This window comes from Alteribacillus sp. JSM 102045 (assembly GCF_041949975.1).
Lineage (GTDB): Bacteria > Bacillota > Bacilli > Bacillales > Marinococcaceae > Alteribacillus.
In genome coordinates, this window is the sequence record NZ_JBHFQG010000014.1 from 37,976 (window position 1) to 63,839 (window position 25,864).

The window sequence follows — 25,864 nt, forward strand, 5'->3', positions numbered from 1 at the left end:
GATGAGCCAGAGGCGGCATGTTAGCAAAAAGAGTAAATGAAAAAACTTACAATCCCGCTCTGATTGTTTTTCATTTCATAATTCCCGATCATTTCCGTTACACCAGGTTCGTAATAACCAAGTTCATTCATTTGATAACCCAGCCTGTCAACTTTTTTATAAATGGCTTCGTTTAATTTTTTGTTGATGCATTGGATTTAGATGTCTCAGCTGGGGATAAAAAATCGAAATGTTCGGGGCCGTTATAGGATAAGATTGAACAGGAACAGGCAGCCTGTATCGTTCCATTTTTATTCATCCTTGTCTAGATAATTTATACATTAGCCTATTCATTTCTGTTTAAAATGGAACAAAATTTAAAAAAGGATAAAAAAATTCAAGTGTGTACATATTATTAATGGTTAATGATTATTACTGTTATGAAGAAAGAGAGGAATAAAAAAATGAGTAAAAAAGTTTTTATGCTCTTATCATGTATATTATTAATAACTATCATGACAGGGTGTAATACAGATAACCAGGGAGCTGCTGATCATAGAAACAATGATTATGAACAAATTGACTATACTCCAGACAACGTAGAAAATGAACAAAACAATCGTTTTCCATTAAATCTTTTCCCAGATGATGCAGAAGAAGGCGATGGTAATGCCCCAATGCTGCCTGTTCCGAATCCTGATCTAGAAATTGAAGAAGGAGCAGAGCCTGATCAGGAAGCTCCGGGAGCAGAAGAATTCGATATGCCGGAGATGCCAGAAGAAGAGCCAGTTGAAGATGAAGAAGAATCCAAAGAAGCACCAGAGCAAGAGCAAGAAACTCAACAAGGTGATGAGGGTTCGGATGCTGAACAACAAGTGATTGAGTTAACCAACCAAGAAAGAGAAAAAAATGGACTTTCTCCGTTAGAAGCAGATTCACAAGTAGCGGAAGCAGCACAAGCTAAATCGGAAGATATGGCAGAAAACAATTATTTCGCTCATAATTCACCTACCTATGGTAGTCCGTTTAATATGCTTAATGACTTTGGGGTGGATTATACTGCTGCAGCTGAAAACATTGCTGCTGGCCAGCAGACGCCGGAAGAAGTTGTACAAGCGTGGATGAATAGTGAAGGCCACCGAAAAAATATTTTAAATGAAGAAGTGACACATATCGGTGTCGGGTATGTAGAAGACGGAAATCATTGGACACAATTGTTTATTGGAAAATAATAAATGAATGTACTAACCGCCTGTAATGAAAAGGCGGTTTTTCTTTCGTCTTAATTGTATATAGGAGGAATCGATTCTCCTGGTTCCTCTTTTAAAGAGACATGAATCTCCATCCCTTTATTAATAGAAGCAAAAAAGATTTTATTGATATCCTCCACACCTTGCATCTTCAGCTGGTGGCGCAGCCAAATTTCATCGACATTAAATTCTTGTAGTATCTCGGTGTACATTTTACCTTCCAAAATGACAGGAAAAGCAATAGAGGAAGAATCTTTCTTAAGGTTCATGTCTTCTAACGTGACTGTGTTTTTTAAAGGTTTTTTTAAGACACTAACACTTCCACTAGCTTCTACAACAGCAGTTTCCACTTCGTTGATGTCAAAAACATCTTTGTTACGCAGGGCTTCAAGGATATTATCTATGGAGTATCGTATTTTTTTAAGGTTTTTACGGAGCAGTTTTCCATCTTGAACGACAACGGTGGGTTCAAATGTAATATATTTTCCGATCGTACGGTTCGAAATCTTTAGACTTGCTACCAAACGCTGAACTATACCAATAAATACCAAGGCTGCTGCTGTTGGTAAATGATGGACGTTTGGATCCGCAATGTCTGCACCTACCACGGAGCCAAGCGTTATAACTATTAAAAAGTCAAATACAGGAAGTTCTCCGATCGCCCTTTTTCCCATAAATATTGCGGTAAATAATAATAAAGGCAATATAGTGAGAATTCGTCCTGCTACAATGAATATCTCTGTTAGCGTGTTCACAAATTTCTTGCTCCTTTTTGGTGAGATATGGTAAATTCTTCTCTTTTATTTTCTTTCAAAACAGAACTTTTATACGCAGGGTTAATAATAGAAATTGTATTTGGTCAACAGAAATAAAGAAATAGAAAAGAGGCAGCTGATTTGAAAAATAATACAAATCAGCAATGGATTTTGCCATATGTTGCTACCATATGTTAGGTGAAAGTTCATCAGGCTCCCGAAGAGAAGATTGGAATATTGTATTGAAGTATATGACTCATTTAGAATAGTACGCTGTCTTTTTAGAGGCAGTGTTCTTTTATTACATTTTTATACTGTAGTAAATTTCTTACTATGACCGCACACGGTGGCCAGGTTTCTAAATGGCGGTTAATATGATGTTTATCCCAAGGTAGGAGAGATTCCTGCTCAATGCCTTCTATAACAAATTCTGTAAACTGCCATATAATTTTGTCTGAATTGTTTGCTGCTATATGGCGAAGTGCTTTTAGACCTGCAGATAACGTAGAAATATCTTGAAAGCCATGTTGGCGGATTTGATAAAAGTACTTATAAAGATACTCAGAAAAATTAAACAACACGGTAAATGAAGGAGCGATAAAATGTGTAACAGTATCAGTATCAGCCTCCTGTATGAGCAGCAGTAAAAGCATAGTATAAATAATACCAGCAATGAAAAAGCCTAAAACACGATGTGTATTAGGATCGCTTATAAAATTTTGTAATGTTCGGGGAGAAAATTCAGATATGTAAGTGGTCAAACTGACTAGAATAGATTGTTGTCATAGTAAGCAAGGCGGCTGAAATAGAAAAAGCCAAATCAATATCCAAAAACAAAGGATCTGGGAGAAAGTGATGTAAACGTTCCGTAGTTAAAATATATAAGTATCAATTTTTATACTAAACAGGGCCAGTAAAAGGGCTGTGAAACCGTATAAAGAAGGAATGTATAAAAAATTAGAGCGGATTCGAACCAATATATTTTTTAATGACATTTCCTCTCCATCCTTCTCCTTTTATACTGTTAGGTAAGTATTACTTTTTTATTGGTAAACAGTATAAGCAAAACTATGGGCATTCAACGTATAGAGATACCGTTGCCACAGGAGGTACTTCCACACTGCGTTGCACACTCGTTGCCAAAAACTCCACGTGCTGTGCGTCGAGTTCGCGAACGTAGCAGAAGCTTTAACTTAGGTGGTTTCCTTTTAAAGGCGAGAGCCGAGGTTTTCTAATCTTAGTTTCTGCTCTAGAATATGATTTATTCGTCTATTTTAACTTCTGAATAATTTTGTAGATATTGAAGAAAATATTATTGGGAGTTAATGATGAAGGAGGAAAATATATTGAATTACCATAACTGGTTTAAGTTAGCATTATTAGTTATTTTTATCTTATTTGCATTACCCTCAAATGTTGGCCAAGCCCAGCCAGAATATGCAAAATGGGGTCAAGTTGCGGTAAGCGAGGTGAAAAATGAATATCCCGATTATCAGTTAAAGGACTACTCATATGACGGAAAAGTTGTTATATCGGATGAAAGAGAACAATTTACATTTACCATGACCCTGGAGAAGAATGGTGAAACTAAAAAAGTAAAAGCATATGTGTTAACTAATCCACAAACAGAAGAACAAATTGATGTTTCTTTAGAGGAGATAGAATAAAAATCAGAAATGGCGGACAGTTTGAAGAAGAACTGCCCGCTTTTTTTTATTCGCCGCCGAATAGGAATCGTTTAAGGTTAATAAAATAGTGAAAGGGATGGTTTAGCTGCCGGGAGGGAAAAAAATGTTTACATATAAACATCTTCTGTACAATGCACAGAGTAAGGTCGAAAGCACGCTTCATAATTTTCTTTCTAAAAAACACGTAAAAGAAATAAATATTTCAAAAGAAGACATGGAGTGGATCAAAAAAAAATTAACAATGCAGGAGGGGCAAAAAGATCAAGGACCAGCTGCTGTACTGCCACATGAAAGGAAATTAGTTTCACGTTTTCAAGAAAAAACTAAGAAACATAACAGAAACAATATCACAAGAACAGAAGCATACAGAACTATATTTTTTAACCACCCAGAGCTTCATTGGGCTTTTTTAGCACATATGGTGTCTAGAAATGGCGGCTGGTGCATGACTGATCTTAAGGGTGAACTGCTGCCCTATTTATTAAATATTCAAGAAAGACAGCATTTATTTAATTTCCTTGAATGTACTAATGCTCTCATATTTCAAGATGCTTATCCTCAGCTTCTCCTATATGAAGAGAGTAAAAAACAACAAAAAAACTTGTTTCATCTCTTGCCTGCCTTTCATGTTTCTGCTTTTATGCGCCCGTTTTGGGAGCATTTTTTAGAAAAACAAAATCCTAAATTACTTACCATTGCCTTAATTATAAATGAACAGCATTACATCGAAGATCGAGTAGTTCATCAGGAATATTTTCAAAAAAAAGTCCTTCAAACCTTGAAATTTAAAGGGCAGGAAGCGGTTCAGCTAACACAGATAGTACTTCCGTACGTGGTGTCTAAATTTCCCTGGCAGTCGAGTGAAAATAGAATGGCTGGATTAATAATTGAAAACTTTGCAAATATAGATGAACGAATAGAGGTAGGGAAAAAATTATATGCTATCCTGTTTGGAATGGAAGATGTATATGCTGGAGCATTGCTCTTTGCTAAAAAGCATCCACACACAGGATCGCGGTCCGATTATTGGGAACATATGTTTTCGTCAAGTGAAGAATACAAACATAGGAGTTATGGAAAAGAACGGTTAATCGCATGCAAGTTGATAGAAGGTGCTCCCCCATTTTATAGTCCCGAATTAACTAGAGCCTGGGAAGATAAACCAGTGGCGCAACCGGAAATTTTTGATTGGTTTCACGATTTGTCAGTGCTTGACTATATGTACACTTATTCTGTTCCTTCTGTTTTTGATATGACCAGTGAATTTTGCTTTGGAATAAATAAAATGGAACTTGCCGTGTTAGCAAAAGGAACGATGAAAACATTAGAATAGAAGCAAATTAACTATTTTTCATCGTTGTATTGCTATAATAATGATAAAATCCTCTTTAAAGTTGATGAAATATTTAGAGAGGATGGGTGAATTGACAAAAAAACAAGAAATAGGTGCACTAATAATTCGTATTGTTTTAGGATTGATTTTTTTCATTCATGGACTTGATAAGTTTCTTGGTGGGATCTATAACACTGTAGATTATTTTATAACTTTGGGTCTTCCAGGTTTTTTGGCTTATCTGGTAGGGGTTATTGAACTCGTTGGGGGATTAGCTTTAATTTTAGGTGTAGGGACAAAAATCGTTTCATTATTTATAATTGGAGTGATGCTGGGAGCGATCGTTACGGTAAAATGGAAGGAAGGCTTTTTAGGGGGGTACGAGTTCGATTTAGCTTTACTTGCTATGGCCATTTATTTACTTATTAATGGAAGTCATATATGGAAAATAGGGAAAAGAACATAAAAAAGGGACGGATCGTACCCGTTCCCTTAAATTACGTTATTATTCTGGTTGTTCTTCAATGACACCGCATGCTAAACGATCTCCAGCGTCTCCGGATGGCTGTGATTCATAGTCATCCGCTTCCTCATGAATAACCAGCGCTGTACCATTCTCATCTAATAGAGAATGCTCTTGGCCGGATTCAAATGTGACATCTTCAACCACAAATTCTTCGGAAGCCTGTCCGTTTTCATTCGTCGTTATATTGGGAAGATCACCAGCATGAGGGCCATCTTCTGACTCAAAACCATGGTCGGAGTCATCGGGGTTAAAATGATCTCCGGCTGATTCAAAATCAGGGGCTTCACATTCTCCTGTTTCATGAATATGAAAGCCGTGATCACTGTTTTCTGGAAGGTCAGAAGCTTCAAGCAGAACTTTAATTCCCTTATCGGTCTCCTCTAAATTAGCTGTCCCGATTTCATTTTCCTCACCGTTCATTAACGTTACCGTAATAGGATCTTGGTTTGCTGCTTCTTCTTGTTCGTTGCTTTCATTTTCCGTGCCGTCTGAGGTTTCTTCTTCGGTCCCATCCTTTGCTCCTTCTTCTAATTCAGGAGAATCAGGATTTTCATCTGTACCTGGTTCATCTGTAATATCTTCTTGACCGCATGCGTAAAGATTTACAGACAATAAAAATATGAGAAGAATAAGTAAGCTTATTTTTTTCATTCCGAACCCACCTTCACTAATCTTTTCCATAACCTGTAGCCTTTTCTAATTTATTTTAAACGTGGTACGGAAAAGTTAAGAAGATGGTAGTGGTTGGCTGGTGATAAACCATTAATAATAAAGGACTTCTGTCATCCGTCTGAGTCAGTGTGTTATTCTCTGTATTAAGGTTGAGCTCAGCTCCAAGCGGAACAGCAGTTTTAAAGATTCCATGGGCGGTTGTAAGTCCGGTCATTAATGGTTTTCCTAATGGAACTAGAAAATTTTCTATTACCTCTTCATATGATTCCCCGTATGATACGGGACAACCTGTACACTCTCCCATAATGATTCCTGAGCAATCATCAAATTTTCCAGCCATTTCAAGCTGTTTTAAATAACGGTACACCGTATTAGTAGGTTCGTTCGTATCTTCAAGAACGATAATTTTCCCAACTGTATCAATCTCAAACGGAGTGCCAAGCAATCCAGTAAAGGAACTTAGGTTGCCGCCGACAATTGGAGCCGTCACATTTCCAGGTACACGGCTGACAAGTGGAATGTCTGGAGGATTTAAAATCTGCCGTGGTGCTTCTAAAGTTGAAACAGCAGAATAAAATTGTAAGCTGGTGTGTTAGGAGTGAAGTCTATCAGCATTAACTTTGGAAGGTAACAAGGTCTCCATATTTGTATAAAGCATTTAATAGCGCAGTAATATCACTGTATCCTGTTACAATTTTAGGGTTCTCACGGATTAATTCTAAATCCAGGTAAGGAAGTATGCCGGCAACGCCAACACCGCCGCGTGAAGGAAGAATCATTCTCACTTCATCCTCTGTTATCATCCGCATGAAATCAGAAGCTCTTTGTTCATTTGTCCCGGCAAGAAAACCTTCTTGAGCGAATACATAATCTCCCAATATTACATTAAATCCTAACTCTCTTAATATTTCGATTCGCGGGTTAGCAACAGCTGGATCAATTGGGCTTCCTAGTGACACAATTCCAATCTTATCACCGGCCTGAAGAAGCGGAGGTTTATTCGCCATATTCATCCCTCCCTTTTAAACGAATACATTTAATAAATGTATATGGGAAAAAGACAGGATCAGCACTTTATAAATTTATATAAACACAGCTTGACAGGCTAAACGGTATCCGGTGTCCGTTTCGCTTCCCAGTTTTTTATGTTCTAAAGCGTTGACAGAAGTTATCACATCATCACCATTCAACACCTTTACGCGGCACCTGCCGCACGTACCTTTTTTGCATTTGTGGTCAAGGTTAATATGTTGATTTAAAGCAGCATCAAGTAAGGTAGTGTTTTTTTCTGGCTTAACATTGAAATGCTTGTTTCTTTGTTGTATCTCAATAAAAGTTTCTGTATTGTTAGCGGCAACAGCAGGGAATTCAGCAGTTTTAATAAAGGTTGAACTTTCCTGTTTTAAAGACCCTATTGTTAATTTTTTTGACATTATGATTCTCCTTTCTTCATTAAGTTCCATAAATATTCAGAAAGTATCTTGACCAGTGTTAAATTATCACTTACAATGATGATAATGAGAATCGTTATCATAAAAGTGAATGATTTATTAAAAAGGAGAGGTATCAGCATGAAAAACCAGATTAATGGCTACGAAGATATGAATACCGTCCTTGCGAATGAAAGAAAAATCGGGGGTGTGATTGAAAGTGATTATCTCCGCCTCTCAAGTGGAGAAGACTTTAACAACGTGGTCATTACAAAAGTTGAATTAATAGGTTCTGCTATGTGTTCTATCGGATGTGTGACGGAAGATGGGCAGAGACTTATTATAAATGCTAAAGATATTAGTGTAATCCATCAGCCAGAACATAAAAGAATTTTTGAGCTGCGTAACCAGTCGTTTAAACATAAAAAGATCAAGGAAAAATTAAAATATTTAAAGCGCCTGTTTGAATTAAATGAGGGGAGTTACAATCCTTTTTTCAAAGAGGAAGCAGCCCTCCTTATTGAAGATATCGGCTTGAATAATGCTAAACAAGAAATAGACGTGAGTATTATTTACCCGGAAGAAAAAATTTACACCATAGCATAAGAATATTGTTTAAAGAGCAGGGTCAGTTCTCTGAAAATAGAGCTGACCCTGTTTTGTTTAGGTATAAGAATGTATATAATTTTTCGCTTTGATGTCTAGCTTCAACGCCCAGCCTCTCGGGGTTAAGCCGAACGTCATTTGAAACAGGCGTTTGCGCTTTTCTGGTTTACTCTTCCGGATCTTCAAGTGTACAAATGGCAGTAGGCCGCTTAATTCTTAAAACAATAGCTTCATATACCCTGTAAAGATAATTCATATTTTCTTCATCTAAAAAGGAAGTATCAAAATCACTGGCTATAGCAAGATCGAGGTTTTGTTTCCCCGTATCGAGGACTACGCCGCGGTTCCCCCTTATCATTGGAGATTGAAATACACCTGCCGTCATTAATTCACGTACGTGCTCAATTTCTAATACGTGGGTGTCTTGATGTACTCGGTGAATAAGAGCGTACAATTCTGGAGAAAGAACTAAAGCAAAAGGTCCTGTATGTCCCATTTTCAATAACTTATTTCTTGCTTCAACGACATCAGTAAATGCATTTCCTGATTTCATCCAATCACTGCGGATATGTGTCAGTTTCCCTTTGATGTTCATTATTCCTTTGAGGTCAAATTCTTTAGAACCATTGAAAATAAGATCGTCTTCTAGTAGAGCACATTGCTGTGCTGCATTAGCAGAAGCGGAGTAATCAATTGGACTATTCAATGTTTTAGCTTGTTGAATATCACGCCAAAACAGAATAAAGTCTTTATATAAAAGTGGAATGGTAAGATTAACTCGCCTCGTTGGGTTAGAGAGCTCAGAATCTGCCCCGTGAAAGCTCATTCCACCTCTTCCTGGAGCTTCATAAATGTCAGTTGGCACAGACTGCACCCCTTCTCCCAGCGGTCCGTAGATATCGATAAAACGTCTGCCGACCAATTGTTTTTTTGCATGTTCAAAAACAGTTTGATCTAATTCATTCCACTCATTGTTATTTAATGGAGAATCAGCAAATAAGTTTGTTTTATCCATGTTATTAGCACCCCTTTTATTTCTTCAAACTTCCTACAGTTAATTGCCGCTTATTCGAGAATGTAGTTTCAGCTTCATTATCAGTTGAGGTATAAGCTTCTACTTTTAAATTTTCGTTAATATTTTCTTTCTCATCAGTGGGTACTGATGCTTTATATTGAAGGGACCCTTTAAATTCTTCATTGAGCTGGTCTAATATTGTTTTAGTTTCTTGGTAATCAGCGGATGTCATATCTCTCAAAGAACGTATCGGCTCTTCTAGTTCTGTATCATTAAAGGTATAAAGAGAGAGATCCAGGTGTTCTAGAAAATTATGGAGGCCGAATTTTTCTAAGCTGATATCTTGTAAAAGATGCACAAATTCACTGTTGTATGGTTGAATAGAGGAATCGTTTTCATTAAAGGATTGTAATGCTGGCAATAAATGATCGAGCCGGTCATGTCGATGGTCTTCTTCTTCATAAATATGATGCCAGTACAGCCTTTCATGGTCATCTTTGGCATTCTCAATAACAGGAGTAATCATATCTTTAAATTCATTTAAAGCTTGCCGGTTTCTTTTAAAAATCGTTTCTAATTGAGAGAAAGGTAATGCCACCCTTACACCTCCATTTTTAAAATTCTGTATTTTACTTATTGTACCCAGAATTGATCCTTTTAAACAAGTAAACTGAAAAAAATGAAGCGCAGGAAAGATAAATTTTATTACCGAATATATATGGTAATCCAAAAAGGAGGAAGGGAAATATGGGTTTTGAGCCACAAACTAAAAAAATTCTTGAACGATTAAAGGAAGCAGACAGCCCTGAATTACACGAGCTTTCACCAGAGCGGGCAAGAGAAGCTTTTATGAAAATTTTTAATAGGCAGGAACATGCCGTCCCAGTTGGAAATATTATCGACCGAACGATAGAAGGACCAGGGGGAAAATTCCAATTCGTGTTTACTATCCAAAAACAGATCGTAAGCATTACACTGCTCTCATCTACTATCATGGAGGGGGGATGGGTGGTCGGCAGTATCAAGGTCATGATGGTTTATGCCGACCCCTTACTAACGCAGCAGACTGTGTAACTATTTCGGTGGATTACAGGCTGGCTCCAGAATATAAATTCCCTGCAGCTGTGGAAGATGCTTATGCCGCAGCGGAATACATTTATAATCATGCAGAAGACTTTAAGGCAGATAGAACGAAATTTGCTGTAGGCGGTGATAGCGCAGGTGGAAATTTAGCTGTGGTTGTTACTCATCTTGCTAAAGAGAGAAACTCACCAAACCTTGCTTATCAATTACTGTTATATCCAAGCATGGGGGCATCTAAGACACCTTCCCTATCTATGAAAGAAGGTTATTTTCTTACAAAAGAAACGATGCATGGTTTCGCAGTCATTATTTAAATGAAAAACAAGATAGACAAAACCCATTGTTTTCACCGATGAATAACGAGGATTTTTCCGGTCTGCCGCCAGCATTTATTGTTACTGCTGAATATGATCCACTGAGAGATGAAGGAGAACAGTATGCAAAGGTATTGGAAGAAGCTGGCGGGAGGGTTGAATGTGTCCGTTATGATGGGACAATTCACGGTTTTATGAGCATAGCTTCCGCACTGGAGATAGGAAAACAAGCAATAGAAAGAGCCGGCATGATGTTAAAAAAAGAGTTACAGTAAAATAAAGAAAAAAGGTCCGGAATGTTATTTCCGAACCTTTGCTTTATTAAAGGGCGTCAAAATCATTGTCTGAGTCAACCAGGTTGTAATCAGTTACTGTCGTTTCAAAAAAGTCTGCTTTTCCCGTGCTATTATCGTTATATACGGAGATCCAGCGCATAGGGTTTCGGCGGTATCCGTCGAATACAGGTTCAAAACCTAATTCACGGACACGTTTATTTGTCATAAATTTAATATAGCTTTCAAGCTCGCCGGCATGAATTCCGTCAATTTTGTTTCCTATAATGTAATTTCCCCACTTGATTTCTAAATCTGCAGCTTCTTTAAAGCATTCATGCACGAAAGCTGCAAATTCTTCTGTATTTAATTCAGGATTTTCTTGGAGTGTTTCTTTTAAAATATTAGAAAAAAGGTTTACATGCAATTGTTCGTCCCGGTTAATAAAATTAATCATTTTAGCTGTACCTAACATTTTTTCATTTCGAGCAAGGTTATAAAAAAAGGCAAACCCGGAATAGAAAAACAAGCCTTCCAGGATCACGTCATAGACAATCGCACGAACAAAATTTTCTTTCGTAGGATTTTCTGTAAAGGCCGTGTAACCATCTGCGATAAATTTATTTCGCTCAAGCAATACTTCATCTGTTTTCCAGTATTCAAAAATTTCATCCTGGGTCTGGCTGTCAGTGACACTAGACAAGACATACGTATAAGATTCGTTATGGATGACTTCTTGAAAAGAAAGAACAGACATTAATGCAGACAGACTTGAATCTGTAAGATAATCGGAAACTTTAGAGGAAAAGTCCGTTTGGACACTGTCGAGAAAAGCCAGCAGACCAATAATTTTATTAAATGCTTCTCGTTCTTCTTCACTCAGGCTGTTATATTGATTTCTGTCATTTATTAAACTGACTTCATCTGGTATCCAAAAGTTACGCAGCATGTTTTTATACATAGGATATGTCCATTTCCTGGCGGTATCGTCCCAATTTAAAACATTAGAACTTTCTCCATTAATAATCCCGGTTGATTGGTTAGGGGCATTAGTATCATATAATTTTCGCTTTTTTAACACAGTCATTGTCGTGCTATGCTCCTTTGTAAATGTAATTGGAAAGGGCAGGGGAAAATCCCTGCACTAACTCGAACAGCTCTCACAGTCTTCGATCACTGAAGATGTCGTACGAGTATAATAGGTGGTTTTTAATCCCGATTTCCAGGCTTCTAGGTGCATTTTAAAGAAGTCTTTTGCTTTAATGCTTCGAGGGATATATAGATTAAAACTAATCGATTGATCAATATGCTTTTGGCGAGCTGCATTTTGTTTAATACTCCATAATTGATCCAGGTTAAAAGCAGATTTGTAGTACCAAATGGTTTTAGCGCTGATGTCAGGGGCAGTAACTGGAGATCGAAAACCTTTCTTTTCTTCGACATGTTCTTGACGGAAAATGGGATCTATGCTGGCAGTAGAACCGGCAATAAGAGATGTAGTAGCGTTTGGTGCTACAGCCATTAAATACCCATTTCGAAGACCAAAGTGTTGAATTGCTTCAGAAAGGTTTTTCCACTCTTCCTCATCCCAATAAATATGACCGTCCTTATCTTCTGTACTGTATTTTCTTTTCAGATAGGTGCCATTTTCCCATTCACTTCCATTAAATAGAGGGTAAGTCCCTTTTTCCTGTGCTAATTCACAAGATGCTTTTAAGGTGAGATATGTAATCTTTTCATAAAGCTGATCCGCATAGGAGACGGCTTCTTCTGATTCCCATCGTATGCCTTTTAAGGCAAGAAGGTGGTGCCATCCAAACGTGCCAAGGCCAATAGCCCGGTATTTTTTATTTGTTTGGCGGGCCTGCAGCACTTCAATTGTGTTCATATCAATAACATTATCTAACATCCGTACTTGAATGGGAATTAATCGTTCAAGCACATTATCACTTACAGCTTTCGCTAGAGAGATAGAAGAGAGGTTGCACACAACCATATCTCCTGGGATTTTTTCTGAAATGATTGTTCCTTCTTCTGTTAAACGCTCTTCTTTTATTGTGGTTGCACTCATATTCTGCATAATTTCTGTACAAAGGTTAGAGCTGTATATGATGCCCTCATGTTTATTAGGGTTATTTCGATTGACGGTGTCTCTGTAAAACATATAGGGTGTACCAGTTTGAAGCTGAGATTTCATTATCCTTTTCATAATTTCTATTGCCGGTACTCTTTCTTTGGAAAGGTGGGGATGGTCGATACATTCCTGGTATTTATCACGGAAGGACCCTTTTCCAGGAGTTTCATCATAAAAATCCTCCAAAGACCAGCCCATAACGGAACGGACTTCATGAGGGTCAAACAGATACCAGTCTTCACGATTTTCGGCTTTTTCCATAAATAAATCCGGTATACATGCTCCGGTAAAGATATCGTGTGTACGAAGACGCTCGTCACCGGTATTTAACTTGGCATCAAGAAATTCAAAAATATCTTTATGCCACACATCTAGATAAACTGCAAAAGCTCCCTGTCTTTGGCCAAGCTGGTCAACAGAGACGGCGGTGTTGTTTAATTGTTTCATCCAGCCCATAATACCGCCAGCTACACCTTTGTAACCTTTAATATTTGAACCCCGGCTTCTTAATTTACCGAAATAAATACCGACCCCGCCGCCATTTTTAGAAAGATTAGCTACATCTGTATTTGAATCAAAAATACCGCGCAGACTGTCGTTTACGGTATCAATAAAACAGGAGCTCAACTGTCCTGTATTTTTACCGGCGTTAGATAGAGTAGGCGTAGCAACCGTCATATAAAGGTTAGACAATGCCCAATATGCTTCTTTTATTAAAGAAAGTCTAGTGGACTTAGGCTCATTTATCATGAGTTTCATAGCAATGATCATAAATCTTTCTTGAGGCAGCTCAAAGACATTTTTGCTTTTGTCCGTGGCTAAATATTTATGAGCCAGTGTAAGTATACCTATGTAACTGAAAAGCTTATCTTTTTCGGGTTCGATACAGTTTTCTAGTTCTAAAATTTCTTCTTTTGAATAATCGCGCAAAAGTGCTTGGTCATAAACACCAATAGAGCCGAGAACTTTTAACAATCCGTAAAAGGATCCATATTTTTCGTCCGTATCATAAGCTCTATTTTTCGAGGCTTCTTTATAAAGTTTTTTTAAATATATGGCTGCAGCTACATAAGTCCAGTCTGGCTCATTTCTGTCAATTCTTTCTGAGGCGTGAAGGGTTAAAAGATTGGTGATTTGCTCAGATGAATAGTTTTCTTTATGTTTGATACTCTCGGTTACTTCTTGTTTGTATTCCTCAATCGATAGATGAGGATAATCACGAGTAACATCATCTATAAAACGGCTTAAACGTGATTGGTCAAAAGAAAGCTGTCTGTTGCCATTGTCTTTTGTAATAGTGGTCAATGTCATACCTCCTGCCCAAATCTGCAGTAAAAAATAATTTACTTTATTTGCAGTTTGCTGGATTCTCGAATTTCTTTTGCTGCTTGTACCATATTTTTAATGATTTCACTGTTTCTTCTTTGTTTCTTGTTTTTAAACCGCAATCTGGATTGATCCAGAATAAAGAAGCAGGCAGAACCCGTAAGGACCGTTCAATCATTTCTTTCTACAGATGGAATTCTAGGACTATGAATATCGTATACACCTAGACCAATTTCTTTTTCGTAAACCGCGGTTTCAAAGGCTTCTATCAACTCTCCATGACTTCTTGATGTTTCAATAGATATGACGTCAGCATCAAGGGCTCTAATGGCCTCAATCATGTCATGAAACTCGCTGTAGCACATATGGGTGTGGATTTGTATAGAAGGCTTCACACCAGATGTTGCCAGACGAAAAGCATGGACGGCCCAATCCAAGTATCGGTCCCATTCCTCTTGTTTCAAAGGCAATCCTTCCCTTAAAGCAGGTTCATCAACTTGAATCATTTCTATGCCTGCAGATTCGAGGGCTTTTATTTCATAACTTAAAGCTAAGGAAAATTGATAAGCTGCTTCTTGACGTGGAATATCATTTCTTTCAAAAGACCAATTTAGAATAGTAACTGGGCCGGTCAGCATCCCTTTTACCGGCTTTCTGTTAAGGATTGAGCGTATCGTGATTCTTTAACTATATTTTTTTGTAAATCTGCACACCATACATTTCGGCCATCAATCAAACCGTCCCAGAGATTTATTTGAAGGGAATCCTTCCGTTTTCAGTGCGTGTATATTTTTCTCCCAGCCGTGAACAAAATCAAGGCCGTAATGATCCGCAGCTTCGAAATAGGTTTGAAGCATAATAGAAATATTAGGCACTTCTCGTTGAAATGTTTCATAAACCTTTTGAACAAAGGAATAATCTTCAATAGGAAATGATGCATTTAAAGAAGGCTCATCGATTTGCACCCAAGCTGCTCCTGCCTCTTCCAACTCTTGAAGGACTTTAACGTATAAAGGTGAATTCGCCTACTGGTATGCTTTGAATGCCTTTGGCTTTTTGTTTTTTTAAATAATTTAAACGAAGATTTTTTATTTCTTTTAAAAATGTTTTTTCATCTAGTTCATTATTCCATAAACGCTCTAATAGTTTTTTCCACTCTCTGTTTTCTCTGTCCATGTAATTCCCATCACTGCTTCCACCTCAAAAGTCTGCTTGAAATAAGATTAAAAAAAGGGTATTTTTTACGATGCGTAGATGGGAGAACGCAAGTAAAAATACCCTGGTTGTAAATAATATAACGCAGGAACACCTCCCTATCTCCCGTAGGTTAAACGGTGCTGTTAAATCAGGCAGGTCTCCTGGCTTCAGTATCTTTGCCATAATAGCCTTCCCGAACTTTGTCAGTGGCTGGTTACTATGACTCCTCTGTTACAGTGGCGGGACCGCACCGGACTTTCACCGGACTTCCCTTTTAAATCTTAGAAATTTCTAAGATACCTGTTTCCGTTATATGGCTTTATTTTGTAGAAAAACTATATATCTTGTTACGGGTTACTGTCAAGTATGTTTAAATATTAAGAGGAAAAGTTAAACCATATGTATGAGGTGAAAAATGTGTCTTTTGAACCGATAGATGCTGCCTTTTTTAATCAGCCAACCCTAGAAATGGCAAAAAGTCTTCTTGGCCAAATATTAGTCAAAGAAACAGAAAGAGGATTAGCGGCAGGACGAATTGTTGAAACCGAAGCTTACATGGGACCCGATGACAGGGCCGCGCACAGTTATGGAAATAGAAGGACAAAACGAACAGAGGTGATGTTTGGTGCGCCTGGTCATGTGTACACGTATGAGATGCATACCCATTGTTTAGTTAATGTTGTATGTGAAAAACCCGGTATGCCCCAAGCTGTATTGATTAGAGCAGTAGCACCAGTAGAAGGTATCGAGCTCATGTATGAGCGGAGGGGAAATAAAAAAGAAAAAGATTTAACAAATGGTCCAGGAAAACTAACAAAAGCACTTGGAATTATAAAAGCTGATTATGGCAGGCGCTTTTATGAAAAGCCTTTATATATAGCAGAAGGCCAAGCTCCATCATCAATTACGAGCGGCCCTCGTATAGGAATCGATAATTCAGGAGAAGCCAAAGATTATCCATGGAGATTTTGGGAAACTGGTAATCCGTTTGTATCAAAATAAGCTTTTTACTCTTAATTCCAAACATCTCCTTTGACAATTAAAAAAGCCCCATGTATCCTAATAAAAAGTAGAATCCCTACTAAAACGATAAGCTATGAGGTGAATATATTATGCAAGCCCATGTTCAGCCTGTTTCAGAACAAAAAGGGCCCGAAAAAAGCAGCAGCTCTTTAAAGCAGGCGCAAATGCCGCTTGTAATTGGAGGATTAATTGCTGCAGCGATACTGTTTATTTTTTTGTCAATAACACAGGATATCGTGCAGCCAATACTGCTTATTATAGGCCTTTTATTAGGATACACTTTGTTCCATGCACGCTTTGGTTTTACTTCTGCTTTTAGACGATTGATGTCAGTAGGCAACGGGCAGGCTCTGCGGTCGCATATGATAATGCTTGCTGTTGCCGTAACATTATTTGCACCTATTTTAGCGACTGGTTTCACTTTCTTTGGAGGAACGGCTGAAGGCTATGTTTCTCCAGTAGGAATTAGTCTTATAGTTGGTGCGTTTATGTTTGGAATTGGCATGCAGCTTGGAGGCGGCTGTGCTTCGGGAACACTGTATGCTGTCGGCGGCGGACGCTCCGTAATGTTTATTACTTTGCTCTTCTTTATTATAGGTGCCACTATTGGAGCTTATCATTTTGATTTTTGGACGAATGATCTGCCAGCCTTTGAGCCGGTTTCAATAGCGACGTCTACAGGACTTGGATATTTTGGAGCCTGGTTTGTTTCTATTATATTTTTCGGGGGCATTATTCTTGTTACACTTCGGATTGAAAAGAAAAAGAACCCGCCAAAAATGGCAGCTTTACCTTCAGCTAAGGGATGGAAACGGATTTTTAGAGGATCATGGCCATTATTTACTGCTGCCATCGTGCTCGCAGTTTTAAATGCTTTGACTTTAATGACTCGCGGGCAGCCGTGGGGAATTACGTCCGCATTTGCTCTTTGGGGATCAAAAGCTGCTGAAGCTGTTGGCATTGATGTATCAAGCTGGGGATATTGGCAGGCTAATGCAGACCAGCTGCAAGCTTCTATTTTTGCTGATTCTACAACAGTACTGAACTTCGGTGTTATTTTAGGAGCATTTCTTGCTTCTGCAGCTGGAGGTCTTTTCCGTTTTAACAACATTACTGGCAAAAACGCAGCAGCCTCTGTCATTGGCGGATTAATGATGGGATATGGAGCCCGTCTGGCATTTGGTTGTAATATTGGTGCTTACTTTGGAGGAATTGCCTCCTTTAGCTTGCATGGTTATATCTGGGGCGTTCTTGCTCTGGCTGGAACATTTTTAGCTCTGTTCTTACGGCCGCTATTCGGCTTATCCGTCCCAAAATCTAAAGACTCGTTCTGTTAATATAAAAACAGCCTGAGGGTCACTTGAACTTGCCCTCAGGCTGTTTTTTTATAATAATTTGTTTGTTTCATTTAAAACATCACCTATGCTTCTTTCTTGAATGACTAAATCGGCGTAATCATCTAGTTCGGTAGTAGTTTTATTAATGATAACAAGCTTTGCTCCGTTTTCTTTTGCTTCAGCTGGAAAAGCTGAAGCTGGTGCTACTGATAAACTTGAACCCAGCACAATAAATAAGTCGGCCTTGGCTGTTTCCTGCTGAGCAAACAATAATGCATTCTCTGGCAGCATTTCTCCAAATAGAACAACATTCGGACGAAAAAACCCACTGCACTTGGGGCAAGTTGTATTATTTTCCAAGTAGGCCTCGCTAGGTATTTGGTAACCGCAATCATGACAGCGAAGCTCAGCAATAGATCCATGAAGCTCTGCCGTATTTCTGCTGCCGGCTTTAGAATGAAGGCCGTCAACATTTTGAGTAATAAGACTTTTCAGGATTCCGCGTTGTTCCCAATCTGCAAGTCTATAATGCCCGCTATTGGGTTTTACTTCCTCTAGAGCCTTTATTCTTGATTGGTAAAAAGAAAAGAATGCTTCCCGGTTATATTCCAATGCTTCGGTGCTAGCTAAAGCGATAGGATCGCGATCTTTCCATATGCCTTTGTTAGATCGAAAGTCAGGTAACCCGCTTTCAGTGGACATTCCAGCACCTGTCATAACAATAGTGTAGTTCGCATTTTTCATCCAATCCGCAAGTTTTTCCACCTTATCACCTCAAACTGCCCTCTGACTAGGAAGGCTGATATTGCCTTCCCAACTGTCTTCCCAAATAATTGTTTGTTGAATCATAAATTTCCATACCGAATCCTACTGATTAAAAAAACAACGCTGCTTATAACAGCGTTGTTATATATAAATTATAATATTTAAAGGAATAAAAGGGAGAAAGTTTGGTGCGGTTGAGAGGATTCGAACCTCCAAGGGCGATAATGCCCACACGGACCTGAACCGTGCGCGTCTGCCAGTTCCGCCACAACCGCAAGACAAATTATATTATAAAATGAAAAGGAGGAAAGTTCAAGGGTATTTCCTGAAATTTAACTAAAAATTTCATAATACAAATTGGTAAAATGAACTCAGCATTGAAAATAAGAGAGAAAGTAGTGTACATACCTATGACATCAACAAGCGGGGATCGATCGAAGATAGACATTACCTATGAAATTATTATGATTCTTTTAGCTGCTACCTCTGTGGGTACTTTATGGTATGACACAGGGGTTGACAGCTACCTGATTTGGGGGACATGGGGAGTATTTTTCCTCGATTTTTTATATAGGCTGTTTACGAGCAGGAACAAATGGGAGTTTATAAAATCCAATCCATTTATCGTTATTGCGGTTATACCGCTTGATGCCCTTTTTCAAATGGCAAGAGCAGCCAGGATCCTTCATTTACTGCGGCTGAAAACCATAACAAAGTATTACACCATGCCGTTTATTCGATTTTTAAAACAGCAGAATATATCTCTTATTATATCTTTATCTTTTCTAATGCTGTTTATAGTCATTATTCCTCTTTATTATTTAGAACCAGAAATAAATAGCTTTATAGAAGCATTTTGGAGCGGCCTGCTTTCTTTCATTTTCTTTGGCAGGTCTAATTTTGAACCGTCAACGATGGTGGGGAACATTGTCTTAGTGCTTCTTAGTATATTGGGAGTAGTGCTTTACGGCCTAGTAATCAGTACCATTTTTGATGTTAAAATATATTCAAGCGTTTTTAAAAAATTGGAAAAAACATTCTAAAAAGTAAAGAAGACTCATAGGATGAGGTAAAACGGATAAAGGCAGGTATCAGCATGAAAGAATTTACTCAGCGAAAGTTTTACTACCCTTATGTTAGTCCGTTTGATCCTTGTCCGCCCATCAGGGTAAAGTCATATGAAACACCCCCTGAACTTTATTTGGGCTTTCAACCGCCCGGCCTCCCGCAGTATAATCCCCAGCAGGCTTTATTTTGTGGGACGCTTTGGCCTGTATTATTTTCTCCGTATGAAAAATCTTATACCCGGGGGGATGAAACATGAGCCAAAAGCAGCTTCCAAAAGAATTCTATCCATTAATGGAGGAACTGCAGGCCGTTGATTTTGTATTAGTCGAGCTGACTTTATATTTGGATACACATCCAAATGACACAGCTGCTATTCAGCAATTTAACGAGATGGCGTATTACCGTCATCAGCTGGTGCCGCAAATCGAACAATACTACGGACCGCTTCAGCAATTCGGAAACAGTTATAGTGGTTTTCCTTGGAACTGGAACCAATCACCATGGCCGTGGCAACTATAGAAGGGGGAGGCTGCTTATGTGGATTTATGAAAAGAAACTGGAGTATCCAGTTCGAGTGAGTACATGTAATCCTATGCTGGCCAGATTTTTAATTGAGCAGTATGGCGGAGCGGATGGAGAACTTTCTGCTGCTCTTCGTTATTTAAATCAGCGTTATTCTATACCAGATGAAGTGATTGGTTTACTTACTGATATTGGAACAGAAGAATTGGCTCATTTAGAAATGATTGCAACAATGGTATATAAACTGACAAAAGATGCTACCCCGGACCAAATGAAAGCAGCGGGACTTGGTGATCACTATGCAAACCATGATAATGCTCTTTATTATCACAATGCATCCGGAGTGCCGTGGACCGCTGCTTATATCCAGGCAAAAGGGGATCCGATAGCGGATTTATATGAGGATATCGCGGCAGAAGAAAAAGCACGTGCAACATATCAATGGATTATTGACATGTCAGATGATCCCGACTTAAATGACGGTTTGAAATTTTTAAGAGAACGAGAGGTTGTTCATTCACAGCGCTTTCGGGAAGCAGTTGAAATATTAAAAGAAGAAAGAGATAAAAAGAAATTTTTCTAATGAAAAAAAGCAGACAAATAAATGAACTGCACCCCGTCAAGTAGACAATAAAAATAATAAAAAGAATCTAAGCGGCTTTATCCCTGTATTCCATAGGGGTAAGGCCGTTTAATCGTTTTTGTAATCGTTCGTAATTATAAAAGTGCATGTAGTCACAATAGCTTGTTTCAGCTCATCAAATGTATGAAACTTATGTAAATAATACTTCTCACACTTTAGAGTGCCCCAAAAAGATTCCATCGGTCCATTATCAATGCATTTCCCTACCCGAGACATACTAGGCTTTATTTCTGCTTCTTGTCTTCCAGCAATCGTTTGTAGTCCTTCTTATTCTCTATACAATCTCTAGCTATAAAAACTCGTTCTTCTAATTTGGTTGTTCTTCCTTTGGTCATTGGACGATTCACTCTTTTCCCCGTGGTTTTCATCTCTTTTTAACCATTATACTGCTTTATCCACTTTCGCAAAACCGACTGACTGGATATCCCGAAACGAATGGTAACCTCCGCCAGAGAATACTTCCCTGAGAGAGCCTGTGATTTTGCTTCTTTCGAATAAGGGGATCCAGCTTTTGGAAGATTGTAAGGCTTCGAGGCCAAGGTGATTATATTTTCTTCTCCAATCTTTGAAGGTGGATAAGCTAATCTGATAGTGTTCTATGATTTCTTTAATGGAAGAACGACCTTTGTCCAGGTTCTATAGCATTTTTTTCATCAAGACCAGATGGACCATGTTCTGAGCTATATAAATTTTCGTTATCATCCCATATCAATCCCTGGGCCGTAAGAATAACATAAGAATCCTCAATTGGATTGTCTTCTGGAATGCTGCAGTCGAGTTCTAAACGAAGGATGCTTCCGGCAAGGTTTTCCGGCTGCTGTGCGTGTTTTCTTCTCTATTTGCGTCACCTGCTGTCGCATAAAGCATTCCTCTGGACCGATTTTCAAACGGCCCCCATTATGGATTTCAGCACCTGGTATCTCCTCTAAAAGAACCTCTTGTTCTATCCAGCTGTTGTCTTCTTTTTTGATCTTCACGATCCGGTTAAAAAGATTATTATTATCACGATTATGATAAACATAAGCTTTTTGGTTGTCATCAAAATCTTCATCGAGGGCAAAACCGAGAAGTCTGCCTTCTCCTTCACTGGCTGTCTCTTTTTCAAGCTCTATTTGCTGTCGGTTAACCTTTCCATCCTTTTCAATAAATGCAATATTTCCTTCCCTTTCCGTTACGAAAAACCATCCCCATAAGGCTGAATAGCCCAAGGTACTTAAGGTTTACGGCGATTGTTTCAACTTGAAAATCTTCATTTTCATCTACCTCAGCTTCTCTAGTAGCGTTGTCTGAATTCCGAGGAGGAGATTCACTTTCTTCCTTTTGGTTGGAAGAGTCATCTTCAAAAGTACAGCCCATAATAAGACCAGACAATGTTACGAGAAAAAAACCTCTTCTCAACATATAACTTCCCATGGATGCCCCCCTTCCACTGTTCTAAGTTAATTGATAACTAATATATTCCCTAAAATCAACTGACTTAATCAATATTGCAAATTTTTTACTTTTTTCTCTATTAGAACAGGGTTATAATATATATCAGATTTTTAGGGATCGTATTATATCAGGAGGAAGTTCATGATAGCAGAAGCGGAAAAACATTTGAAAGAATACTTTGGATATGACCGATTTCGTCCTGGACAAAAAAAAATTATAGAAAAAGTTACCGAACAGCAGCGCGTTTTAGGTGTGATGCCAACAGGAGGTGGAAAGTCGATATGTTATCAAATTCCGTCTCTTTTGTTAGATGGATTAACGGTAGTTATTTCCCCTCTGATTTCTTTAATGAAAGATCAGGTTGATGAGGTCAACGAGGCCGGGATTTCTGCAACTTACATAAATAGTTCTTTAACTTATAAAGAAACAGAGCAATGCATGAATGAACTGCAGAACGGAAAGTACCGCTTACTTTATTTAGCACCGGAAAGGTTAGAACATCAAGCTTTTTTAAACCAAATAAAAAAAGTTCCTATCTCTCTTATCGCAATTGATGAAGCACACTGTCTTTCTCAATGGGGACACGATTTTCGTCCAAGTTATCTCACTATACCGCGTTTTTTAGAGTTTGCCGGTAGGCACATTTCGGTGCTTGCTCTTACAGCTACAGCAACTCCACAGGTTTCATCAGATATCAATAGAGCTCTTTCTATACCTGAGAACAATATTATTCATACCGGTTTCAAAAGAGAGAATTTAATCTTATCTGTTATAAAAGGGCAGGATCGTGACAGTTACCTCATCGATTACATCAAAAAACACCCTGACCAGTCAGGTATTGTTTACGCAGCAACAAGAAAAGAAGTAGAACGGCTTCACCATAAGTTAGAAAACGAAAATATAAAAGCAGAAAAATACCATGGAGGAATGACTGCAGCGCAAAGAGAAGCCGGCCAGGAACGCTTCGTTTATGACGAGTCCAGTGTGATGGTGGCAACCACAGCTTTTGGAATGGGAATTAACAAATCAAACGTCCGCTATGTGCTGCATGCACAGATGCCAAGAAATATTGAAGCTTATTACCAGGAGGCTGGAAGGGCTGGTAGAGATGGAGCAGCCAGTGACTGCATTTTGTTGTTTTCACCAAAAGACATTCATACTCATCAATATTTAATTGAGCAATCTCGCTTAGAAGAATCTCGTAAAGAAATGGAATTCAATAAATTAAGACAAATGGTCAACTACTGTCACACCGAAGATTGCCTGCAAAACTATATTTTGAGTTATTTTGGAGAAAAACCGCAGGAGAGTTGCGGGAAGTGTCTTCATTGCACCGATAATCGTTCATTAAAAGATGTAACGACTGAAGCTCAAATGGTTTTTTCCTGTGTGAAACGAATGAGGGAAAGATATGGAAAAACAATGGTAGCTCAAGTTCTAACCGGTTCATCCAATCAAAAGCTCCGTCAACTAAAATTGCACACCTTATCAACATATGGTTTATTAAAAAATCAATCACAAAAAGACGTAAATGAGTTTATTGATTTTTTAATTGCTCATCAATATCTTCAGTTAATGGAAGGAGCTTATCCAATTCTTAAGCTGACACAGCGTTCACTAGATGTCCTTAAAGGAAACCAAAAAGTTATGAAAAAAGAAACGTTAAGTGCGCAGCACGTCTCTAAAGAAGATCCATTATTCGAGGAAATGAGAAAAGAACGAGTGGCTATTGCTAAACAGCAGGGTATAGCACCTTATATGGTATTTTCTGATCGTACATTAATGGATATATGCGCCTATCTTCCAGCCGATGAGTCACAAATGCTTCAGATAAAAGGGGTAGGAAAACAAAAACTAGAATCATATGGGAAAACATTTTTAGAAATAGTGAAGCGTTATAAATAAAGAAATTACGTTAAAGATTGTTGCAAAAAGGCGGGGTGTTCTTATTCGATAGTGCTTTCTGTATGGATAACGCGAAAACCTCTTTTTTCTATATCTTTTTGAATATGAGAAAAAGCTTGAGGTGTAATCTCTTTTGGTAAGGTAACAATCACTCTTCGTAAAAATTGTGTATGTGAATCTAGCGTAAGCAGACTGCGGATGCTGCAATATTTGTTGATGCATTCTATCAATCTTTTTAAAGCACCGTTATAGTCATGGGAGGTAATAATAAGGGTATATTCTCCCTTGCTCGGTGCCCCATGAATCAGCTAACAAATTCATAATATTTGCATGGGTCAGTATACCAGCAAAATGGTTATTTTTATCTTTTACGACAAGATAGGGCAGACGTTGAATTTTAAAGAACGCTTTGTGAAATGGAAGTGTAGAGAGTTAGTACTTCTGTTTCATCTCTAATAAAATCAAGAATAGGATCTTTGTTTGTATGTGTTCCTTCTGTTAAAGCTTCATAAAGATCAGATTTATACACATTTCCTACAAACGAATTGTTTTAATAACTGGTAAACATCGATAACCAGACACTTTAAATATTTTTAATGCTTCCATGATAGTGTAGTGAACGTCTAATGTGACTACTTTATCAGTGGGCAAAAGAAAGTTTTTCACCTGCATACCATCTACCACTCCTGTTTTCTTTTCATTATGTTTAAATGCGTCTTTTTTTAACCTTTTCATTATATGAATCAAGATAATTATTATGACGGTTTTTGTTTTTTAATCCTAGGAAAATTGAACTTATGTTTAAGGAAAAATGGTAAAATTAAGAATGATATATTGAAGCGGGAGGAAATTCAAATATGTTAGTGAGGTGGGGATACAAGAGAATCGGTATCACAAACATGGGAAGGATCAAATCAGAAGAATTTATAGTAATACTGGAAGAACAATCTTTTCAGAAAAGCCTAAGAAGAGTATGATGTTTAATATAAGGAAGGGTTGTAAATTCAGCGCTTCATGTTTTTCGGTTTATTATAGCAGGCAGACTTTTTTTGCAGCATTTAGCTTAATGATTTTTCAATCGATTGAATTGCGCAAGCTTTTATAAGTTATTCAGAAATCTTTTATAAAAATGAATCGTAAAACGGACCCGCCAGGATATGGGGGTCTCTTTTTCACTGTTAAGAAAAGTATAAAACTTTTATTCGTAAAAAGTATAAGCAAAACTACGGTTTTCTACGTGCAGGATTTACTAATGCCACCATTGCCACAGAGCTAGCCATCTTTCGGCGGTTTCCGTTAAAGCCGAGTTTTACTAATGTTCTCTGAAACTAAAAAGAACTCTCCGCAGAGAGTTCTTTGGTTATTGGTTTAACATTACTGTTTAGTTACGTTTGCAGCTTGTGGGCCACGGTCGCCTTCAACGATCTCGAAGTTAACTTGCTGGCCTTCTTCTAGTGTTTTGAATCCTTCTTCTTGAATTGCAGAGAAGTGAACAAATACATCGTCTGCTCCTTCACGCTCAATAAATCCAAAGCCTTTTTCTGCATTAAACCATTTAACTGTTCCTTGTTCCATGTGATCCTCCTG

29 protein-coding genes, 1 tRNA gene, 4 pseudogenes and 1 riboswitch are annotated in these 25,864 nt (G+C 38.1%); of the genes and pseudogenes, 14 read left to right on the forward strand and 20 right to left on the reverse strand.

Going from position 1 to position 25,864, the window contains the following annotated elements; all coding sequences use genetic code 11:
- Positions 1-443 precede the first annotated feature (443 nt).
- Positions 444-1,211 carry a CAP domain-containing protein gene (locus tag ACE1TI_RS11085; RefSeq protein ID WP_375007636.1) on the forward strand — a complete coding sequence of 256 codons (768 nt, stop codon included), beginning with the start codon at positions 444-446 and terminating at the stop codon, positions 1,209-1,211.
- 50 nt (positions 1,212-1,261) lie between these two features.
- Here ACE1TI_RS11085 and ACE1TI_RS11090 read toward each other — a convergent pair whose 3' ends face one another.
- A complete protein-coding gene (locus ACE1TI_RS11090; protein ID WP_375007637.1) occupies positions 1,262-1,984 on the reverse strand; it encodes a DUF421 domain-containing protein in 723 nt (240 codons plus the stop codon).
- Between the two features lie 281 nt (positions 1,985-2,265).
- Complete coding sequence (locus ACE1TI_RS11095; RefSeq protein ID WP_375007638.1) at positions 2,266-2,745, reverse strand: DUF2254 family protein; 480 nt, start codon at positions 2,743-2,745, stop codon at positions 2,266-2,268.
- Positions 2,746-3,330: 585 nt separating this feature from the next.
- Between ACE1TI_RS11095 and ACE1TI_RS11100 the strand changes: the two genes are divergently transcribed.
- The 3 genes from ACE1TI_RS11100 to ACE1TI_RS11110 all read left to right on the forward strand — a co-directional run bounded on the left by ACE1TI_RS11100 (position 3,331) and on the right by ACE1TI_RS11110 (position 5,471).
- The gene (locus ACE1TI_RS11100; RefSeq protein ID WP_375007639.1) at positions 3,331-3,651 is read left to right on the forward strand and encodes a DUF3889 domain-containing protein; all 321 of its coding nucleotides are present in this window, start codon (positions 3,331-3,333) and stop codon (positions 3,649-3,651) included.
- Positions 3,652-3,775: 124 nt separating this feature from the next.
- Positions 3,776-5,005 (forward strand): DUF2515 family protein, encoded by a 1,230-nt coding sequence (locus ACE1TI_RS11105; protein WP_375007640.1) that lies wholly within the window; start codon positions 3,776-3,778, stop codon positions 5,003-5,005.
- A gap of 91 nt (positions 5,006-5,096) precedes the next feature.
- Positions 5,097-5,471, forward strand: a complete 375-nt coding sequence (locus ACE1TI_RS11110; protein WP_375007641.1) for a DoxX family protein — start codon at positions 5,097-5,099, stop codon at positions 5,469-5,471.
- A gap of 39 nt (positions 5,472-5,510) precedes the next feature.
- Here the strand turns inward: ACE1TI_RS11110 and ACE1TI_RS11115 are convergent, their stop codons facing one another.
- The 3 genes and pseudogenes from ACE1TI_RS11115 to ACE1TI_RS11125 form a co-directional block, all read right to left on the reverse strand.
- Positions 5,511-6,182: a superoxide dismutase family protein gene (locus tag ACE1TI_RS11115; RefSeq protein WP_375007642.1), complete on the reverse strand. Its 672-nt coding sequence runs from the start codon at positions 6,180-6,182 to the stop codon at positions 5,511-5,513.
- Positions 6,183-6,237: 55 nt separating this feature from the next.
- A pseudogene (locus ACE1TI_RS11120) lies at positions 6,238-7,210 on the reverse strand (S66 peptidase family protein).
- Between the two features lie 75 nt (positions 7,211-7,285).
- Positions 7,286-7,636, reverse strand: a complete 351-nt coding sequence (locus tag ACE1TI_RS11125) for a 2Fe-2S iron-sulfur cluster-binding protein (RefSeq protein WP_375007643.1) — start codon at positions 7,634-7,636, stop codon at positions 7,286-7,288.
- A 138-nt stretch (positions 7,637-7,774) separates the two neighbouring features.
- On the opposite strand from ACE1TI_RS11125, the gene ACE1TI_RS11130 reads away from it, so the two are divergent.
- Positions 7,775-8,239: a hypothetical protein gene (locus tag ACE1TI_RS11130; RefSeq protein WP_375007644.1), complete on the forward strand. Its 465-nt coding sequence runs from the start codon at positions 7,775-7,777 to the stop codon at positions 8,237-8,239.
- Positions 8,240-8,405: 166 nt separating this feature from the next.
- Here the strand turns inward: ACE1TI_RS11130 and ACE1TI_RS11135 are convergent, their stop codons facing one another.
- Positions 8,406-9,254 carry a family 1 encapsulin nanocompartment shell protein gene (locus ACE1TI_RS11135; protein WP_375007645.1) on the reverse strand — a complete coding sequence of 283 codons (849 nt, stop codon included), beginning with the start codon at positions 9,252-9,254 and terminating at the stop codon, positions 8,406-8,408.
- Between the two features lie 16 nt (positions 9,255-9,270).
- Entirely contained in the window at positions 9,271-9,852 is a 582-nt protein-coding gene (locus ACE1TI_RS11140; RefSeq protein ID WP_375007646.1) for an IMEF encapsulin system ferritin-like cargo protein, read from the reverse strand.
- 149 nt (positions 9,853-10,001) lie between these two features.
- Here ACE1TI_RS11140 and ACE1TI_RS11145 point away from each other — a divergent pair, with 149 nt between their 5' ends.
- Together ACE1TI_RS11145 and ACE1TI_RS11150 are read left to right on the forward strand one after the other, a co-directional pair.
- Positions 10,002-10,328 carry a hypothetical protein gene (locus ACE1TI_RS11145; RefSeq protein ID WP_375007647.1) on the forward strand — a complete coding sequence of 109 codons (327 nt, stop codon included), beginning with the start codon at positions 10,002-10,004 and terminating at the stop codon, positions 10,326-10,328.
- Positions 10,238-10,926: pseudogene (locus tag ACE1TI_RS11150) on the forward strand (alpha/beta hydrolase). The gene ACE1TI_RS11145 and the pseudogene ACE1TI_RS11150 overlap by 91 nt, the downstream one beginning before the upstream one ends.
- 46 nt (positions 10,927-10,972) lie before the next feature.
- Here the strand turns inward: ACE1TI_RS11150 and ACE1TI_RS11155 are convergent.
- The 4 genes and pseudogenes from ACE1TI_RS11155 to ACE1TI_RS11170 form a co-directional block, all read right to left on the reverse strand.
- Positions 10,973-12,010 (reverse strand): ribonucleotide-diphosphate reductase subunit beta, encoded by a 1,038-nt coding sequence (locus ACE1TI_RS11155; RefSeq protein WP_375007648.1) that lies wholly within the window; start codon positions 12,008-12,010, stop codon positions 10,973-10,975.
- A gap of 57 nt (positions 12,011-12,067) precedes the next feature.
- A complete protein-coding gene (locus ACE1TI_RS11160) occupies positions 12,068-14,368 on the reverse strand; it encodes a ribonucleoside-diphosphate reductase subunit alpha (protein WP_375007649.1) in 2,301 nt (766 codons plus the stop codon).
- A 32-nt stretch (positions 14,369-14,400) separates the two neighbouring features.
- A pseudogene (locus tag ACE1TI_RS11165) lies at positions 14,401-15,399 on the reverse strand (hypothetical protein); the annotation flags it as partial.
- The gene (locus ACE1TI_RS11170; protein WP_375007650.1) at positions 15,386-15,559 is read right to left on the reverse strand and encodes a hypothetical protein; all 174 of its coding nucleotides are present in this window, start codon (positions 15,557-15,559) and stop codon (positions 15,386-15,388) included. The pseudogene ACE1TI_RS11165 and the gene ACE1TI_RS11170, both read right to left, overlap by 14 nt.
- 155 nt (positions 15,560-15,714) lie before the next feature.
- A riboswitch (cobalamin riboswitch) is annotated at positions 15,715-15,899 on the reverse strand.
- Between the two features lie 80 nt (positions 15,900-15,979).
- Here ACE1TI_RS11170 and ACE1TI_RS11175 point away from each other — a divergent pair.
- Both ACE1TI_RS11175 and ACE1TI_RS11180 read left to right on the forward strand, forming a co-directional pair.
- Entirely contained in the window at positions 15,980-16,582 is a 603-nt protein-coding gene (locus tag ACE1TI_RS11175) for a DNA-3-methyladenine glycosylase (RefSeq protein WP_375007651.1), read from the forward strand.
- A gap of 110 nt (positions 16,583-16,692) precedes the next feature.
- Complete coding sequence (locus tag ACE1TI_RS11180; RefSeq protein ID WP_375007652.1) at positions 16,693-17,940, forward strand: YeeE/YedE family protein; 1,248 nt, start codon at positions 16,693-16,695, stop codon at positions 17,938-17,940.
- Between the two features lie 48 nt (positions 17,941-17,988).
- On the opposite strand, the gene ACE1TI_RS11185 is transcribed toward ACE1TI_RS11180, so the two are convergent.
- Both ACE1TI_RS11185 and ACE1TI_RS11190 read right to left on the reverse strand, forming a co-directional pair.
- On the reverse strand, positions 17,989-18,705 hold the full coding sequence (locus ACE1TI_RS11185; protein ID WP_375007653.1) for an NAD-dependent protein deacylase: 717 nt from the start codon (positions 18,703-18,705) through the stop codon (positions 17,989-17,991).
- 186 nt (positions 18,706-18,891) lie between these two features.
- Positions 18,892-18,980: transfer RNA gene (locus tag ACE1TI_RS11190), tRNA-Leu, on the reverse strand.
- A 123-nt stretch (positions 18,981-19,103) separates the two neighbouring features.
- Between ACE1TI_RS11190 and ACE1TI_RS11195 the strand changes: the two genes are divergently transcribed.
- Genes ACE1TI_RS11195 through ACE1TI_RS11210 form a run of 4 tightly spaced genes read left to right on the forward strand, consistent with a single transcriptional unit; the run spans position 19,104 to position 20,878 of the window.
- Positions 19,104-19,748, forward strand: a complete 645-nt coding sequence (locus ACE1TI_RS11195) for a hypothetical protein (RefSeq protein WP_375007654.1) — start codon at positions 19,104-19,106, stop codon at positions 19,746-19,748.
- Between the two features lie 53 nt (positions 19,749-19,801).
- Positions 19,802-20,029, forward strand: coding sequence for a spore coat associated protein CotJA (locus ACE1TI_RS11200; RefSeq protein WP_375007655.1), 228 nt, complete (start codon positions 19,802-19,804; stop codon positions 20,027-20,029).
- Complete coding sequence (locus ACE1TI_RS11205; RefSeq protein WP_375007656.1) at positions 20,026-20,292, forward strand: spore coat protein CotJB; 267 nt, start codon at positions 20,026-20,028, stop codon at positions 20,290-20,292. The genes ACE1TI_RS11200 and ACE1TI_RS11205 overlap by 4 nt, the downstream gene beginning before the upstream one ends.
- 16 nt (positions 20,293-20,308) lie before the next feature.
- The gene (locus ACE1TI_RS11210) at positions 20,309-20,878 is read left to right on the forward strand and encodes a manganese catalase family protein (RefSeq protein WP_375007657.1); all 570 of its coding nucleotides are present in this window, start codon (positions 20,309-20,311) and stop codon (positions 20,876-20,878) included.
- Between the two features lie 67 nt (positions 20,879-20,945).
- On the opposite strand, the pseudogene ACE1TI_RS11215 reads toward ACE1TI_RS11210, so the two are convergent.
- The 6 genes and pseudogenes from ACE1TI_RS11215 to ACE1TI_RS11240 all read right to left on the reverse strand — a co-directional run.
- Positions 20,946-21,163, reverse strand: a pseudogene (locus ACE1TI_RS11215) (transposase); the annotation flags it as partial.
- On the reverse strand, positions 21,163-21,285 hold the full coding sequence (locus tag ACE1TI_RS11220; RefSeq protein ID WP_375007658.1) for a hypothetical protein: 123 nt from the start codon (positions 21,283-21,285) through the stop codon (positions 21,163-21,165). The pseudogene ACE1TI_RS11215 and the gene ACE1TI_RS11220, both read right to left, overlap by 1 nt.
- Before the next feature lie 34 nt (positions 21,286-21,319).
- A complete protein-coding gene (locus tag ACE1TI_RS11225; protein ID WP_375007687.1) occupies positions 21,320-21,571 on the reverse strand; it encodes a helix-turn-helix domain-containing protein in 252 nt (83 codons plus the stop codon).
- On the reverse strand, positions 21,546-21,731 hold the full coding sequence (locus ACE1TI_RS11230; RefSeq protein ID WP_375007688.1) for a PQQ-dependent sugar dehydrogenase: 186 nt from the start codon (positions 21,729-21,731) through the stop codon (positions 21,546-21,548). Before ACE1TI_RS11230 ends, ACE1TI_RS11225 begins: the two co-directional genes overlap by 26 nt.
- Positions 21,682-22,146, reverse strand: coding sequence for a PQQ-dependent sugar dehydrogenase (locus ACE1TI_RS11235; protein ID WP_375007659.1), 465 nt, complete (start codon positions 22,144-22,146; stop codon positions 21,682-21,684). Before ACE1TI_RS11235 ends, ACE1TI_RS11230 begins: the two co-directional genes overlap by 50 nt.
- Positions 22,079-22,351: a hypothetical protein gene (locus ACE1TI_RS11240; protein ID WP_375007660.1), complete on the reverse strand. Its 273-nt coding sequence runs from the start codon at positions 22,349-22,351 to the stop codon at positions 22,079-22,081. Before ACE1TI_RS11240 ends, ACE1TI_RS11235 begins: the two co-directional genes overlap by 68 nt.
- Before the next feature lie 162 nt (positions 22,352-22,513).
- On the opposite strand from ACE1TI_RS11240, the gene recQ reads away from it, so the two are divergent.
- On the forward strand, positions 22,514-24,277 hold the full coding sequence (gene recQ, locus ACE1TI_RS11245) for a DNA helicase RecQ (RefSeq protein ID WP_375007661.1): 1,764 nt from the start codon (positions 22,514-22,516) through the stop codon (positions 24,275-24,277).
- A 1,374-nt stretch (positions 24,278-25,651) separates the two neighbouring features.
- On the opposite strand, the gene ACE1TI_RS11250 is transcribed toward recQ, so the two are convergent.
- Positions 25,652-25,852 carry a cold-shock protein gene (locus ACE1TI_RS11250; RefSeq protein WP_091586007.1) on the reverse strand — a complete coding sequence of 67 codons (201 nt, stop codon included), beginning with the start codon at positions 25,850-25,852 and terminating at the stop codon, positions 25,652-25,654.
- Positions 25,853-25,864: the final 12 nt, after the last annotated feature.

What these genes read in the sequence shown, in the direction of transcription:
- ACE1TI_RS11210 (WP_375007657.1), top strand. Translation starts at nt 20,309, where the DNA reads ATGTGGATTTATGAAAAGAAACTGGAGTATCCAGTTCGAGTGAGTACA.
- ACE1TI_RS11170 (WP_375007650.1), bottom strand. Translation starts at nt 15,559, where the DNA reads ATGGACAGAGAAAACAGAGAGTGGAAAAAACTATTAGAGCGTTTATGG.
- ACE1TI_RS11180 (WP_375007652.1), top strand. Translation starts at nt 16,693, where the DNA reads ATGCAAGCCCATGTTCAGCCTGTTTCAGAACAAAAAGGGCCCGAAAAA.
- ACE1TI_RS11205 (WP_375007656.1), top strand. Translation starts at nt 20,026, where the DNA reads ATGAGCCAAAAGCAGCTTCCAAAAGAATTCTATCCATTAATGGAGGAA.
- ACE1TI_RS11115 (WP_375007642.1), bottom strand. Translation starts at nt 6,182, where the DNA reads ATGAAAAAAATAAGCTTACTTATTCTTCTCATATTTTTATTGTCTGTA.
- ACE1TI_RS11240 (WP_375007660.1), bottom strand. Translation starts at nt 22,351, where the DNA reads ATGGGAAGTTATATGTTGAGAAGAGGTTTTTTTCTCGTAACATTGTCT.
- recQ (WP_375007661.1), top strand. Translation starts at nt 22,514, where the DNA reads ATGATAGCAGAAGCGGAAAAACATTTGAAAGAATACTTTGGATATGAC.
- ACE1TI_RS11105 (WP_375007640.1), top strand. Translation starts at nt 3,776, where the DNA reads ATGTTTACATATAAACATCTTCTGTACAATGCACAGAGTAAGGTCGAA.
- ACE1TI_RS11145 (WP_375007647.1), top strand. Translation starts at nt 10,002, where the DNA reads ATGGGTTTTGAGCCACAAACTAAAAAAATTCTTGAACGATTAAAGGAA.
- ACE1TI_RS11160 (WP_375007649.1), bottom strand. Translation starts at nt 14,368, where the DNA reads ATGACATTGACCACTATTACAAAAGACAATGGCAACAGACAGCTTTCT.
- ACE1TI_RS11135 (WP_375007645.1), bottom strand. Translation starts at nt 9,254, where the DNA reads ATGGATAAAACAAACTTATTTGCTGATTCTCCATTAAATAACAATGAG.
- ACE1TI_RS11085 (WP_375007636.1), top strand. Translation starts at nt 444, where the DNA reads ATGAGTAAAAAAGTTTTTATGCTCTTATCATGTATATTATTAATAACT.
- ACE1TI_RS11250 (WP_091586007.1), bottom strand. Translation starts at nt 25,852, where the DNA reads ATGGAACAAGGAACAGTTAAATGGTTTAATGCAGAAAAAGGCTTTGGA.
- ACE1TI_RS11125 (WP_375007643.1), bottom strand. Translation starts at nt 7,636, where the DNA reads ATGTCAAAAAAATTAACAATAGGGTCTTTAAAACAGGAAAGTTCAACC.
- ACE1TI_RS11175 (WP_375007651.1), top strand. Translation starts at nt 15,980, where the DNA reads ATGTATGAGGTGAAAAATGTGTCTTTTGAACCGATAGATGCTGCCTTT.
- ACE1TI_RS11130 (WP_375007644.1), top strand. Translation starts at nt 7,775, where the DNA reads ATGAAAAACCAGATTAATGGCTACGAAGATATGAATACCGTCCTTGCG.
- ACE1TI_RS11155 (WP_375007648.1), bottom strand. Translation starts at nt 12,010, where the DNA reads ATGACTGTGTTAAAAAAGCGAAAATTATATGATACTAATGCCCCTAAC.
- ACE1TI_RS11200 (WP_375007655.1), top strand. Translation starts at nt 19,802, where the DNA reads ATGAAAGAATTTACTCAGCGAAAGTTTTACTACCCTTATGTTAGTCCG.